This is a genomic window from Nonomuraea candida, assembly GCF_000725485.1.
In the GTDB taxonomy this organism is placed as follows: Bacteria; Actinomycetota; Actinomycetes; order Streptosporangiales; family Streptosporangiaceae; genus Nonomuraea; species Nonomuraea candida.
Genome location: NZ_KL647031.1, coordinates 417931 through 430654 on the forward strand (window position 1 = coordinate 417931; position 12724 = coordinate 430654).

Annotated in this window: 11 protein-coding genes and 1 pseudogene; 9 read left to right on the plus strand and 3 right to left on the minus strand. The window is 73.1% G+C overall.

The features are described 5' to 3' along the window. Positions 1-128 precede the first annotated feature (128 nt). The 4 genes from scpB to IO39_RS45835 all read left to right on the plus strand — a co-directional run bounded on the left by scpB (position 129) and on the right by IO39_RS45835 (position 4665). Complete coding sequence (gene scpB, locus IO39_RS45820; protein WP_084774697.1) at positions 129-818, plus strand: SMC-Scp complex subunit ScpB; 690 nt, start codon at positions 129-131, stop codon at positions 816-818. Beyond that, positions 815-2959, plus strand: coding sequence for a pseudouridine synthase (locus tag IO39_RS45825; protein WP_043638920.1), 2145 nt, complete (start codon positions 815-817; stop codon positions 2957-2959). Before scpB ends, IO39_RS45825 begins: the two co-directional genes overlap by 4 nt. 68 nt (positions 2960-3027) lie before the next feature. Then, positions 3028-3387, plus strand: coding sequence for a chorismate mutase (aroH, locus tag IO39_RS45830; RefSeq protein WP_043638923.1), 360 nt, complete (start codon positions 3028-3030; stop codon positions 3385-3387). A gap of 189 nt (positions 3388-3576) precedes the next feature. Then, positions 3577-4665 (plus strand): prephenate dehydrogenase, encoded by a 1089-nt coding sequence (locus tag IO39_RS45835; protein WP_052424278.1) that lies wholly within the window; start codon positions 3577-3579, stop codon positions 4663-4665. A 224-nt stretch (positions 4666-4889) separates the two neighbouring features. Here the strand turns inward: IO39_RS45835 and IO39_RS45840 are convergent, their stop codons facing one another. Beyond that, positions 4890-5084: a DUF2795 domain-containing protein gene (locus IO39_RS45840; protein WP_043638925.1), complete on the minus strand. Its 195-nt coding sequence runs from the start codon at positions 5082-5084 to the stop codon at positions 4890-4892. A gap of 77 nt (positions 5085-5161) precedes the next feature. Then, positions 5162-6010: a glycosyltransferase family 2 protein gene (locus tag IO39_RS51665; protein WP_052424217.1), complete on the minus strand. Its 849-nt coding sequence runs from the start codon at positions 6008-6010 to the stop codon at positions 5162-5164. A 118-nt stretch (positions 6011-6128) separates the two neighbouring features. On the opposite strand from IO39_RS51665, the gene IO39_RS45850 reads away from it, so the two are divergent. From IO39_RS45850 to IO39_RS58555, 5 genes and pseudogenes are all read left to right on the plus strand, one after another. Continuing rightward, positions 6129-6920, plus strand: a complete 792-nt coding sequence (locus IO39_RS45850) for a TetR/AcrR family transcriptional regulator (RefSeq protein WP_052424218.1) — start codon at positions 6129-6131, stop codon at positions 6918-6920. Then, the gene (locus IO39_RS45855) at positions 6917-8269 is read left to right on the plus strand and encodes a carotenoid oxygenase family protein (RefSeq protein ID WP_043638928.1); all 1353 of its coding nucleotides are present in this window, start codon (positions 6917-6919) and stop codon (positions 8267-8269) included. Before IO39_RS45850 ends, IO39_RS45855 begins: the two co-directional genes overlap by 4 nt. A gap of 75 nt (positions 8270-8344) precedes the next feature. After that, complete coding sequence (gene cmk / locus IO39_RS45860; protein ID WP_157549871.1) at positions 8345-9001, plus strand: (d)CMP kinase; 657 nt, start codon at positions 8345-8347, stop codon at positions 8999-9001. A gap of 36 nt (positions 9002-9037) precedes the next feature. Further along, positions 9038-10432, plus strand: coding sequence for a ribosome biogenesis GTPase Der (der, locus tag IO39_RS45865; protein ID WP_043638932.1), 1395 nt, complete (start codon positions 9038-9040; stop codon positions 10430-10432). 310 nt (positions 10433-10742) lie between these two features. Continuing rightward, a pseudogene (locus IO39_RS58555) lies at positions 10743-10925 on the plus strand (OB-fold nucleic acid binding domain-containing protein); the annotation flags it as partial. A gap of 26 nt (positions 10926-10951) precedes the next feature. Here the strand turns inward: IO39_RS58555 and IO39_RS58560 are convergent. Continuing rightward, positions 10952-12682 (minus strand): MFS transporter, encoded by a 1731-nt coding sequence (locus IO39_RS58560; RefSeq protein WP_043638935.1) that lies wholly within the window; start codon positions 12680-12682, stop codon positions 10952-10954. Positions 12683-12724 lie beyond the last annotated feature (42 nt).

Sequence of the window (12724 nt, forward strand, 5' to 3'; positions counted from 1 at the left end):
GTCTTGAGGACGACGCCGGGCCTGAGGACGCTGGGCCGGAGGGCGCGGAGCTTGAGGACGCCGGGCCGGAGGGCGCGGAGCCTGAGGACGCTGGGCCGGAGGGCGCGGAGCTTGAGGACGCCGGGCCGATGCCGCTCGGGGGCGCTGCCCTTGGGGAGCCGCCCTCGGGGGCCCCTGAGGCGTCACGGTCGGAGACGCCGTCCGGGGCGGTGGACGGCGCCGAGACCGAGGTGAGCGGCTACGAGGACGGGGTGCAGGGCGAGCGGGAAGCGGTGGGGCCGACGCTGGAGGCGGCGTTGGAGGCTATCCTGCTTGTGGTCGACGAGCCCGTCGCCGAAGTGACCCTCGCTCAGGTGCTGGAGCGGCCCACGCACGAAGTGGCCGCCGCTCTGCGTGCTCTGGCGGCGGAATACACGGCCGCCGGGCGGGGTTTTGACTTGAGAGAAGTCGCGGGCGGCTGGCGGTTCTACACCCGTGCCGACTGCGCGCCGCTGGTCGAGCGGTTCGTACGCGACGGCCAGCAGACGCGGCTGACCCAGGCCGCGCTGGAAACACTGGCGGTCGTGGCCTATCGGCAGCCGGTGAGCCGCGCCCGCGTCGCCGCCGTGCGCGGCGTCAACAGCGACGGCGTCATGCGAACGCTCGTCGCCAGGGGGCTGGTCGAAGAGGCCGGCACCGACCCGGAGAGCCAGGCAGTGCTCTACCGGACAAGCTCATACTTCCTTGAACGTCTGGGACTGCGGGATCTGAGCGAGCTTCCTGAGCTCGCGCCCTTCCTCCCCGACGACGTGGAGAATCTCGAGGAGACGACAAAGTGATCAACAGGCGCAGCACCCCGTCCGGTGATGGACGCGGTCGAGGACGTGCCGGCGGCTCCGGCCGTGGCGGGCGTCCCGCCTTCCGCTCCGACGACAGCCGCGGCGGCGGTTTCCGCCGCGACGACGACTCCCGCGGCGGTCCCCGCCGCGACAACGACTTCGGCGGCAGTGGCCGCCGTGACGACTTCCGCGGGCGGCCCTCGGGCGACTCGCGTGATGCCCTGCGCGCCGACCGGAGCGGGTCCCGTGCCCGGTACGGCCGGCGCGACGGCGAGGGCGAGGCCCGCACCGGCCGCGAGGGCAGGTTCGGCGCCGGCGACCGCCAGGGCGGCTTCGACCGCGGCGACCGCCAGAGCCGGTTCTCCGGCGGCGACCGCCAGGCGCGGTTCGGCGGCGGTGACCGCGAGGGCCGGTTCGGCGGTGACCGCCAGGTCGGCGGTGACCGTCAGGGCCGCTTCGGCGGTGGTGACCGTCAGGACCGGTACGGCCGGGGTGAGGGCTCTGGCCGGGGTGACCGGGAGAGCCGCTTCGGCCGCGACGACCGTTACGGGCGTGAGGACCGCCAGGGGCGGGGCGAGCGTTCCGAGCGGTTCCGTGGCGAGGAGCAGCGGGGCGGATACCGTTCCGAGGCCCGTGACGACCGGCGCGACGGCCGCCACGACGACCGGCGCGACGGCCGCCACGACGACCGGCGCGACGACCGGCGCGACGACAGGTCCGGTGGCCGGGGCGACGACCGGCGTGACGAGCGCGCCGGTGGGTTCCGGGCCGGGCGCAGCGGGCGCCGTGAGGACGTCGCCCCCAGGGGCGCGAACGCGTCCCGGGCCCGCTACGGCCGGCGCGACGGCGACGAGCGGCCGGGCCAGAGCGGCGGCGGCTGGAGCCGTTCGGGCGGCGACCGCGACAGGTTCGCCGGTGGCGGTCGTGACAGGTCCGCCGGAGGCGGTCGTGACAGGTTCGCCGGAGGCGACCGCGGCCGGCCGGCCGGCGGCGGGTTCGCCGGTGGCGACCGGGGCCGCCCGAGCGGTGGTGACCGGGACAGGTTCGCCGGTGGCGACCGTGGCCGGACGGGCTTCGGGGACCGCAGCCGGTCGGCCGGTGGTGACCGGGGCCGGTCGGGCTTCGGGGACGGGCGTGGCGGGCGTACGCCGCGCCATGACGACGTGCAGACCATCGGTGGCGGCGGGCGCGGGACGTACGGCTCGCGCGACCGGCAGCGTGGCGGCCAGGGCGGCGGTTACGGTGGCGGCCAGGGCGGCGGTTACGGTGGCGGCCAGGGCGGCGGTTACGGTGGCCGGCAGGGCGAAAGCCCCGCCAGCCCGCAGCACGACCGGGTGAAGGCCGCGCGCCAGCCCCTCCGCGACCGCAACTTCTACCCCGAGGGCTACACCGACGAGCGCGACACCACCGAGGTGCCGGACGGCGTGCGGCTGCAGAAGGTGCTCGCCCAGGCGGGCGTGGCCAGCCGCAGGGCCTGCGAGGAGATGATCGGCGACGGCCGCGTCACCGTGAACGGCCAGGTCGTCCGCAGGTTCGGCGCCAAGGTCGACCCGGCGACGCAGGTCATCCACGTGGACGGCAAGCGCATCCCGACCGCGCCCGACCTGGTCTACTACGCGCTCAACAAGCCCATCGGCGTCGTCTCCACCATGGACGACCCGCAGGGCCGCCCGTGCCTGGCCGACTTCGTCCAGGAGCTGGCGCCGCGGCTGTTCCACGTCGGGCGGCTCGACACCGAGACCGAGGGCCTGCTGCTGCTCACCAACGACGGTGAGCTGGCCAACCGGCTGACGCACCCGAGCTACGGCGTGCAGAAGAAATACTGGGCCAAGGTGCCGGGGCCGATCCCGCGCGACCTGGGGCGGCGCCTCAGGGAGGGCATCGAGCTGGAGGACGGCATCGCCAGGGCCGACTCCTTCGCCATCGTGCAGGAGCACGGCCAGCAGGCGCTGGTCGAGGTGGTGCTGCACGAGGGCCGCAAGCACGTGGTCAGGCGGATGCTGGAGGAGGCCGGGCACCGGGTCATCGACCTGGCCAGGATCGAGTTCGGGCCGGTGAAGCTGGGCCGTACCAAGCCGGGCACCGTCAGGTCGCTCAGCTTGAAGGAAGTCGGCGAACTTTACGCGGCCGTTAAGCTGTAATCTGGCCGGACGCAGGAGCCCGTGCGAATCTCCGCACGGGCTTTCCCGGCATAGAGGGGACGAACCACATGGTGCGGGCGATCCGCGGGGCGATCCAGGTGGACGCCAACGACCGCGAGTCGGTCATCTCGGGCACGACCGAGCTGGTCAGCGCGATCATGGAGCGCAACAGCCTGACGCCCGACGACGTGATCAGCGTGCTGTTCACGGCCACGCCCGACCTGACGGCCGAGTTCCCCGCGCTGGCGGCCCGCAAGCTGGGCTTCCACGAGGTGCCGCTGATCTGCTGCACCGAGATCGACGTGCCGGGGGCGCTGCCCCGCGTCGTGCGCCTGATGGCGCACGTGGAGAGCGACCGCCCGCGTTCGGAGATCCAGCACGTCTATCTGCGGGGCGCGGTGGCGCTGCGCCAGGACATCGCCCAGTAATCAGCCCAGTAATCCGTCCAGTCATCAGCCCGGCCATCCGCCTGGTAAAAACGCCCAGCAGATCCTTCGGCAGACCGCTCTTGTAAACCGCCCTGCAACCCGGCGGGAGCGACAATGGCCACGCGGCGCCGGCGGCTCCCGGCACCATCCGTCACCGGCCCGTACGGCCCGATCTATCAGGACACCGAGATGGAACTTCGTACCGTGCTCGTCGTCGGCACCGGCCTCATCGGCACCTCCGTGGCGCTGGCGTTGCGCAAGCGCGGCGTGCGGGTGCTGCTGGCCGACCGTGACCCGGGAGCCGTGCGGCTGGCGCGGGAGCTGGGCGCGGGCGAAGACTGGCTGCCCGCGACGGCGGCGTCCGATCCGGCCGATCTGGCGATCATCGCGGTGCCGCCCGCGCACGTCGCGTCCGAGCTGCTGGAGCTGCAGCGGATCGGCGCGGCGCGGTTCTACACCGACGTCGCCAGCGTCAAGGCCGAGCCCATTCACCGGGCCGTCCAGCTCGGCTGCGACCTGACCACCTACGTCGCCTCCCACCCGCTGGCCGGGCGGGAGAAGTCGGGGCCGGGGGCGGCCAGGGACGACCTGTTCCTCGGACGCCCGTGGGCGTTGTGCCCGACCGAGGAGGCCGACCCCGAGGCGAAGGCGGCCGTGCTGCGGCTGATCGAGCTGTGCGGGGCCAACGCGGTCGAGGTGGGCGCGATCGACCACGACCGCGCGGTGGCCGTGGTGTCCCACGCGCCCCACGTGGCGGCCTCCGCCGTGGCAGCCCGCCTGGCCGACGCGACCGACGTCGCGCTCGGGCTGGCCGGGCAGGGGGTGCGTGACGTCACGCGCATCGCGGGCAGCGATCCGGGCCTGTGGCTGGGCATCCTGGCCGGCAACGCCTCGCCGGTCGCCGAGGTGCTGGAGGCCGTGGCCAACGACCTGGCCGACGCGGCGAGCGCGCTGCGCGCCCTGGCCGACGGCGACGGCACCGCCACCCACGAGATCACCCAGCTGCTCAAGCGCGGCGTGGCCGGCCACGACCGCATCCCGGGCAAGCACGGCGGGCCCGCCTCCTCCTACGCCACCGTCCAGGTGGTCATCGGCGACCGTCCCGGCCAGCTCGCCCGGCTGTTCCAGGCGTGCGACGAGGTCGGGGTCAACGTCGAGGACGTGCGCCTGGAGCACGCCCCCGGCCTGCCGCTGGGCATCGCCGAGCTGTCGGTCGAGCCCGACGCGGCCGCCACCCTGACCGAGGCCCTGCACGAGCGCGGCTGGCAGGTCCCCTGAACGCGGGGGCCTTTGACGGCGGGGCACTGGCCTCGGGGCACTGGCCTCGGGGCACTGGCCTCGGGGCACTGGCCTCGGAGAGCCCTTTGACCGCAGGACCCTGACTGCAGGGGCCCTGACTGCAGGGGCCCTGACTGCGACGGGCCTGCCCGGCAGGTCCTTTGACGTGGTGAACGCGCGGCGGGCGGGACCGGGATCGGTCCCGCCCGCCGCACCCCCACGCTTCAGCGTTTGGTGACCGCCTCGCTGACGGCGTTCGGGCCGTCGTACTGGCGGTCGGGCATGTTCTGCAGGGCCTGGACGATGTCGTCGCCGGCGTTGTGGTCGCGGGCGGCCTTGACCAGGTCGTCCTTGCTGGCCGGATAGTCGACCCCGCTGAGATGTTTCTGCAGGTCGATCGGATTCGGTGCAGTGCTCATACCCGCCAGCTACCCCGCCTCGGGAAACGTAACGGCGCGCCCCCGTCTTCCACGCCATGGCGGCCTCCGCACGGGGATCAGCCGCCGGTACGTTCCAGCCTGCGCCGGGCCCGCTCGACCGAGCGCGGCAGGCCGCGCCGCTCCGACAGCGCCGCGGGCAGCCGGCGCACGGCCGTACGCAGCCCGGCCCAGCCCGTGGGCCCGCTGCGCACCGCCTCGAACGCCCGCCTGGCCACCACCCGCCAGGGGCGGCGCAGCACCGCGGTCAGGAAGGAGTTGCGCGCGGCCAGCACCTGCCTGCCGCGCGGGTCCCTGGCGGGGGAGGGGTGGTGGTGGGCCACGACGTCGGCCACGTACGCCAGCCCCCAGCCCTGCGCGGCCAGGTCCATGGCCAGCCGCTCCTCCTCGCCGAAGAAGAAGATCACGTCGTCGAACCCGCCCGCCTCCAGGAACGCCTCCGTGCGCACCACCGCCCCGCACGCCAGGAACCCCAGCACGCTCGGCCCCGGCAGGTCCGGCTCGACGCCCAGCGGCGAGCGGCTCATCTGCTCGGATACCGGGTCCAGCCGCTCCTCGGGGCCCACCAGCACGCGGGCGGCCAGCAACGCCAGGCGCGGATGCGCGTCCAGCACGTCGGCGGCGCGCTCCAGCGCGCCCGGCGCCCACCAGGAGTCGTCGTCGGCGAAGGCCACGTACGGCGTCTCGGCCATCCGGACGCCGACGTTGCGGGCGGTGGCGCCCAGGTTCCGGCCCGCCTCCACCACGTGCACGTCCGGGAAGTGACGGCGGACGAACCCGGCGGTCCCGTCGGAGGAGCCGTTGTCCACCAGGATGACCGGGCGCGGGTGCAGGGGAAGGGTACGGGTCAGCGCCCGCACCCTGTCCTTGCTCGCCACGACGACGGTGACGCGGGCTCCGTTCTTCACAAGGTGCCACTTACCGGGCGGGACCGACTTAGTCCTCGTACGGGTGGTTGACGGACGGGTGGGGGTGACGTATAGATGATGGTAACAGCGTTACCGACCAGAAACGACGTTACCACCTATGACCGGATCTCCGTACCAGCAGGCCCAGCGGGAAGGGCAGGACGCCGTCAGGACGGCGGTCCTCGACACGGCCAAGCGGCTGCTCATGACCGAGGGGCCGGCGGCGCTCACCGTGCGGCGGATCTCCGGCGAGGCGGGCTGCTCGACCAAGGTGATCTACACGCTCTTCGGCGGCAAGGACGGGCTCAGCGAGGCGCTCTGGCTGGAGGGGTTCGCCAGGTTCGAGCGGTGGCTGCTGGCGGAGCTGCCGCACGCCGACCCGCTCACGCGGCTGCACAGGGGCCTGATGGCCTACCGGGACTACGCGCTCAGCGAGACCGACTACTACCGGGTCATGTTCCAGAGCGCCCTGCCGGGGTTCGCGGCGCGGCCCGAGGCGATGGCGGCGGCCAAGCGCACGTTCGGGCTGCTGGTGCAGGGCGTGGCCGACTGCCTGGAGGCGGGCGTGCTGCGCGGGGCCGAGGCGGGGGAGATCGCCGACATCGTGTGGATGGCCATGCACGGCGCCGTGAGTCTGGAAATTTCGGGATATTTCGATCGGGACGAGGCCGAGCAGCGCTTCCGGCTGCTGTGCACCTCGGTGCTCACGCCGTTCCTGGCTCCCGACGGGCATGCGGGCGGCGCGCACACAGACGACCAGCACGACGACGAGCACGACGACCAGCGCGACGACGACCAGCACGACGACCAGCACGACGACCAGCACGACGACCAGCACGACGACCAGCGCGACGACCAGCGCGACGACCAGCGCGACGACGGGCACGCAGCCGAGAGGGAGATGTCATGACCACTACACCGTTCACGGGCGGCTTCACCCCGGCGACCGAGGAGGTCACCGCCTTCGACCTCAAGGTCACCGGCCGCATCCCGGCCGAGCTCAACGGCCGCTACCTGCGCAACGGCCCCAACCCGCTCAGCCTCGACGACCCCAGTGCCTCCCACCTGTTCTTCGGCGAGGGCATGGTGCACGGGGTGCGGCTGCGCGACGGTCGCGCGGAGTGGTACCGCAACCGCTGGGTCCGCAGCGCCGGCGTCGCCGAGCGGCTGGGCGAGCCGGTCCGGCCGGGGCCGGTGCACGCCGACATGGACTTCGCGGCCAACACCCACGTCATCGGGGTGGCCGGGCGCACGTTCGCCACCGTGGAGGCGGGGGCGCTGCCGTACGAGCTGAGCTACGAGCTCGACACCATCGGGCCGTGCGACTTCGACGGCGGGCTGCCCGGCGGTTACGCCGCGCACACCCACCTCGACCCGGTCAGCGGCGAGCTGCACGCGCTGGCCTACTACTTCGGCTGGGACCACCACCAGCACATCGTCGTCGACCCCAAGGGCGTGGTCGCGCAGGTCAGGAACATCCCGATCGCCGACGCGCCCATGGTGCACGACTTCGCGATCACCGAGCGGTTCGTGGTGATCTACGACCTGCCGGTCACGTTCAGCCTGGTGCACGCCGAGAAGGGGCACAAGCTGCCGTACGCGTGGAACGAGGGCCACCCCGCCCGCATCGGGCTCATGTCGCGCGAGACCGGCGACGTGCGGTGGGTGGAGGGGCCGTCGTGCTGGGTCTTCCACACCCTCAACGCCTACGACGACGGCGACGAGGTGGTCGTCGACGTGGTGAGCTACCCCAGGGGCTTCGTGGACGCGCGGCTCGACCAGGGCGGCCCGCCCAGGCTCGACCGGTGGCGGATCAACCTGCGCACCGGCAGGGTCGGGGTGGCCACGCTCGACGACCGCACCCAGGAGTTCCCGCGCATGGACGAGCGCCGTACCGGCCGGCCCTACCGCTACGGCTACACCGCCGCGACGCGCGAGCTGCACGACCTGATCGGCGCGGAGCTGGAGGACCTGCCCGACCCGGCCTTCGACAACACCCTCATCAAGCACGACCTCCTGCGCGGCACGCAGGAGTCGCGGCAGTTCGGGCGCGGCGCGTACGTGGGCGAGCCCGTCTTCATCGGCGCTGGGGAGGCCGAGGACGACGGTTATGTGATGTCCTACGTCAACAATCCCGACAGGGGCGCGGCCGATCTGGTCATCCTGTCCGCCCAGGACTTCACCGGCACCCCGGTCGCCACCGTGCACCTGCCCGCCCGCGTGCCGCTCGGCTTCCACGGAAGCTGGATCGCCGACTGACGCGGAGGCGGTAGCCTCTTCAGGTTGGACCAACCCTTGTTAGGGTGCAGCGACATACGTGAAGAGGGAGAGGCCGTGACCGGTCTGGTCGTCGCCATGGACGGCCCTTCGGGGTCGGGCAAGTCGAGCGTCTCGCGCGGGGCCGCCCGCGCGCTGGGCCTGCGTTATCTCGACACCGGGGCGATGTACCGCGCGATGACCTGGTGGATGTTGCGGCAGGGCGTCGACCTGGCCGACCCCGCCGCGATCGCGGCCCGCTGCGGCGAGCCCGCCATCGTCTCCGGCACCGACCCCGACGGCCCCACGATCCACGTCGACGGCGTCGACGTGGCGGGGCCGATCAGGGAGGCCGAGGTCACCGCCGCCGTCTCCGCCGTCGCGGCCGTGCCCGAGGTTCGGGTGCGCCTGGTGGCGCTGCAGCGGGAGATCATCGGCTCCGGCGACATCGTGGTCGAGGGCCGCGACATCGGCACCGCCGTCTGGCCGGACGCCGCCGTCAAGATCTACCTGACGGCCAGCGCGGAGGCCCGCGCCCGCCGCCGCAGCGCCGAGGTCCACGGCTCCACGGTGGAGGCGCAGCAGGAGGCCATGGCCCGGCGTGACACCCTGGACTCGACAAGGAAGACCGACCCGCTCTCGATGGCGGCTGGCGCCATCGAGCTCGACACCACCGCGCTGACCCTCGACGAGGTCATCGCTGAGGTGTTGAGACTGGTCAAGGAGCGCACCTGACCTTCAGGTGCGGTACTCACTTAAGGATGAAATATCGTGTCAACGGGGGATTGGGTCGAGGCCGACCTCGACGAGCTTGAGATCGACGAGCACGAGCACCACGGTGCGCCGGTGCCGGTCGTCGCCATCGTGGGGCGGCCCAACGTCGGCAAGTCCACGCTGGTCAACCGCATCATCGGCCGCCGTGAGGCGGTCGTCGAAGACGTTCCGGGCGTCACCCGCGACCGGGTCACCTACGACGCCAACTGGCGTGGCCGCCGCTTCACCGTCGTCGACACCGGCGGCTGGGACCCTGACGCCACGGGGATGAACCTGCGCATCGCCGAGCAGGCCCAGGTGGCCGTCGAGCTGGCCGACGTGATCGTGTTCGTGGTCGACGCCACCGTGGGCGCGACCGACGCCGACGAGATCGTGGGCTCGGTGCTGCGGCAGTCCGGCAAGCCGGTCATCCTGGCCGCCAACAAGGTGGACAACCAGCAGCTGGAGCTGGAGGCCGCGGCGCTGTGGGCGCTGGGGCTGGGGGAGCCGTACCCCGTCTCGGCCCTGCACGGGCGCTCCAGCGGCGACCTGCTCGACGTGGTGCTCGACGCGCTGCCCGAGACGCCGGAGGTCACCTTCGGCGAGCAGCGCGGGCCGGCCCGCGTCGCCCTGCTGGGCAAGCCCAACGTCGGCAAGTCCTCGCTGCTCAACAAGCTGGCGGGGGAGGAGCGGGTGCTGGTCGACCCCATGGCGGGCACCACCCGCGACCCGGTCGACGAGCTGATCGAGCTGGGCGGGCGCACCTGGCGCTTCGTCGACACCGCCGGCATCCGGCGGCGCGACCGCGAGCTGCAGGGCGCCGACTTCTACGCCGCCATGCGCACGCGCGCCGCGCTGGAGCGCACCGAGGTGGCGATCGTGCTGATCGACGCCAGCCAGCCGCTCACCGAGCAGGACCTTCGCATCATCGGCCTGGTCATCGAGTCGGGCCGGGCGATGGTGGTGGCCTTCAACAAGTGGGACCTGGTCGACGAGGACCGGCGCTACTACCTGGAGAAGGAGATCGACCGGCAGCTCGTGCGCACGCCGTGGGCGCTGCGCGTCAACATCTCCGCCAAGACGGGCCGCCACGTCGACCGGCTCGTCCCGGCCCTGGAGAAGGCGCTCGACTCGTGGTCCACGCGGGTGCCGACGGCCAGGCTCAACGCGTTCCTGACCGAGCTGGTGCAGCAGACCCCGCCGCCGGTGCGCGGCGGCAAGCAGCCGAAGATCCTCTTCGCCACCCAGGCGTCGGTCGAGCCGCCCAAGTTCGTGCTGTTCACCTCGGGCTGGCTGGAGGACACCTACCGGCGCTTCATCGAGCGGCGCATCCGCGAGGAGTTCGGCTTCGCGGGGTCGCCGATCGAGGTCACGATGAAGATCCGGGAAAAGCGGGCAAAGAAGGATAAATAGCTGGTAACTCCGTTGCCGCCGATCCCGCGTGACCGTAGGATCGGCGGCAACGCGTTGACGGAGACGAGTAACCAGCGGGCCCGCGCGGGTCCAGAGAGCCGCCGGTAGCTGCGAAGGCGGCGCCGTGCCCCGCCGGTGAAGACACTCCCGAGTGCGGGGAGGAAATGCCCCGCCGGTCTGACCCCGTCATCGGGTCGTCGAGGCCGCCTCCGGGCGGCGAAGGTGCGGTGGCACCGGGAGCAAGCCCTTCTCCCCCGCACTTCCAAGGGGTCATGCACTTCCGTGAGGAGCTGTAATGATCTCTCGTGTCATGTCGGCGGAGCTCGCTGAGCACGCCGGGCAACGAGTGACGATCGCCGGCTGGGTCCATCGCCGCCGGCGGCTCAAGTCCGTTTCCTTCCTCATCGTGCGCGACCGCGCCGGCCTGGCCCAGGCGGTCACCGCGCACGACCTGCCGCCCGAGGAGAGCGTCGTCCAGGTCACCGGCACGGTGGCCGCCAGCGAGCAGGCGCCGGGCGGCTACGAGCTGGTCTCGCCGCGGGTCGAGGTGCTCGCCGAGCCCGCCGACGGCTCGCGGCGGGCCGGCATCAGCAGCGCGACGGCCGCGCCCAGCACGCAGATGAACGCCGTGACCAGGAACATCTCCGTGTACTCGGTGTGCAGCGCCGACTGCACCTTCGCGGTGTAGTCGGCCAGCCGCCGCTGGTACGTCTCCGGGTCCACCCCGAACGGCAGCGGCGTGTCCAGTTCGGCCGTCAGCGACTGGAACCGGTAGAACCCCCACGCCGACACGGCGGCGATGCCGATCAGCATGCCCATCATCCTGGCCACCACGACCGCCGCCGACGCCACCCCGTGCTGGGCCGCCGAGCTCACGCGCAGCACCGCCGACGACACCGGGGCGATCACCAGGCCGAGGCCCAGCCCGGCCACCACCAGGTCGCGGTCCACCACGAGACCCGCCCCCGCCAGGTCCAGCGGCCACCGGCTCATCAGCCAGTAGCCCGCCGCCGCCAGCGCCATGCCCGCCACGGCCACCGCCCGGTCGCCGAGCCTGCGCGCCAGCAGCCCGCCCAGCAGGGCGCCGGCCGTCAGCGCCGCCAGGAACCTGGCCAGCACCAGCGCCGCCCCCAGCGCCTCCTCACCCAGCAGGGTCTGCGCGGCGATCTGCACGAACACCATCGTGACCAGCAGCGCGGCGCCGGCCAGGAAGCTGACGCCCAGGGTGGCCAGCAGCGGGCCCTTGCGGGTGCCGGTGAGGTCGAGGAGGCGGACGGGGGAGCGGATCTCCCACCAGACGAAGGCGACGCCGGCCAGCACGCCCGCCGCGATCACCGGCAGGCCCCAGGGAGGGAGGACGGCGGTGGCCGGGTCGGGGTTGTAGAGGCCCACGACCAGAAGGCCGAGAGCCAGCGCCAGCAACACCCCACCGACGACATCAACCCGCCCGGTCGCCCGCCCGGTCACCTGCCCGGTCGCCTGCCCGGCCGACCGTCCCGTCACGTCCGGCGCGTCCGCCGTCACGTCCGGCGGGTCCGGCGTCACGTCCGGCGTCACGTCCGGCGTCACGTCCGGCGCGGCCGTCACCGGGTCCGGCTCGTGAGCCGGCGGAGCGTTCCGGGGGTGTGGCGCCGGGTTCGTGGCGGTGCGGGGGGTGGCGGGCGGGACGGTGAAGTGGACGGCGAGGGCGGCCAGGGCGGCGAGGGGGACGTTGATCCAGAAGATGGCGTGCCAGCCGCCCAGCTCCACCCCCGCGACCACGGTGCCGGGGATCAGCGCGAGCAGCCCGCCGTACAGGGGGCCGAGCGCGCTGCCCAGCTCCTGGGCGGCGCCGACCGCGCCGAGGGCCAGCGGGCGCTCCCGCTCCTCCCACAGGTCGCCGATGAGCGCCATGGTGATCGGCAGCAGCGCGCCCCCTGCCACCCCCTGCACGGTACGCCCGGCCACCACCATCACCTCGCCGGCCGCCAGCGCGGTCAGCACCGAGCCGAGGGCGAAGGCCGCCAGGCAGGCGTGGATGAGCGGACGCCGGCCGTACCGGTCGGAGAGCTGGCCGAGTAGCGGCATCGCGGCGACGTAGCCGAGCAGGAAGCCCGTGACGATCGGCGTGGCCCGCTCCAGGTGGTTGAGCGGGATGCCGACGTCCTCGGCGATGTCGATGAGGACCGTGACCACCACGTACGCGTCCAGCGCGGCCAGCAGCACCACCGCGCCGCCCGCGCCCAGGGCCACCCGGCGCGCCCGCCTCATCAGGTGGCCCTCATCAAGCGGCCCTCATGAACGGTGTCCGGT

Excerpts from the sequence above, each read along its gene's own strand:
- IO39_RS45835 (WP_052424278.1), top strand. The coding sequence starts at position 3,577 with ATGGAACTTCGTACCGTGCTCGTCGTCGGCACCGGCCTCATCGGCACC.
- aroH (WP_043638923.1), top strand. The coding sequence starts at position 3,028 with ATGGTGCGGGCGATCCGCGGGGCGATCCAGGTGGACGCCAACGACCGC.
- scpB (WP_084774697.1), top strand. The coding sequence starts at position 129 with ATGCCGCTCGGGGGCGCTGCCCTTGGGGAGCCGCCCTCGGGGGCCCCT.
- IO39_RS45850 (WP_052424218.1), top strand. The coding sequence starts at position 6,129 with ATGACCGGATCTCCGTACCAGCAGGCCCAGCGGGAAGGGCAGGACGCC.
- IO39_RS45855 (WP_043638928.1), top strand. The coding sequence starts at position 6,917 with ATGACCACTACACCGTTCACGGGCGGCTTCACCCCGGCGACCGAGGAG.
- IO39_RS58560 (WP_043638935.1), bottom strand. The coding sequence starts at position 12,682 with ATGAGGCGGGCGCGCCGGGTGGCCCTGGGCGCGGGCGGCGCGGTGGTG.
- IO39_RS45840 (WP_043638925.1), bottom strand. The coding sequence starts at position 5,084 with ATGAGCACTGCACCGAATCCGATCGACCTGCAGAAACATCTCAGCGGG.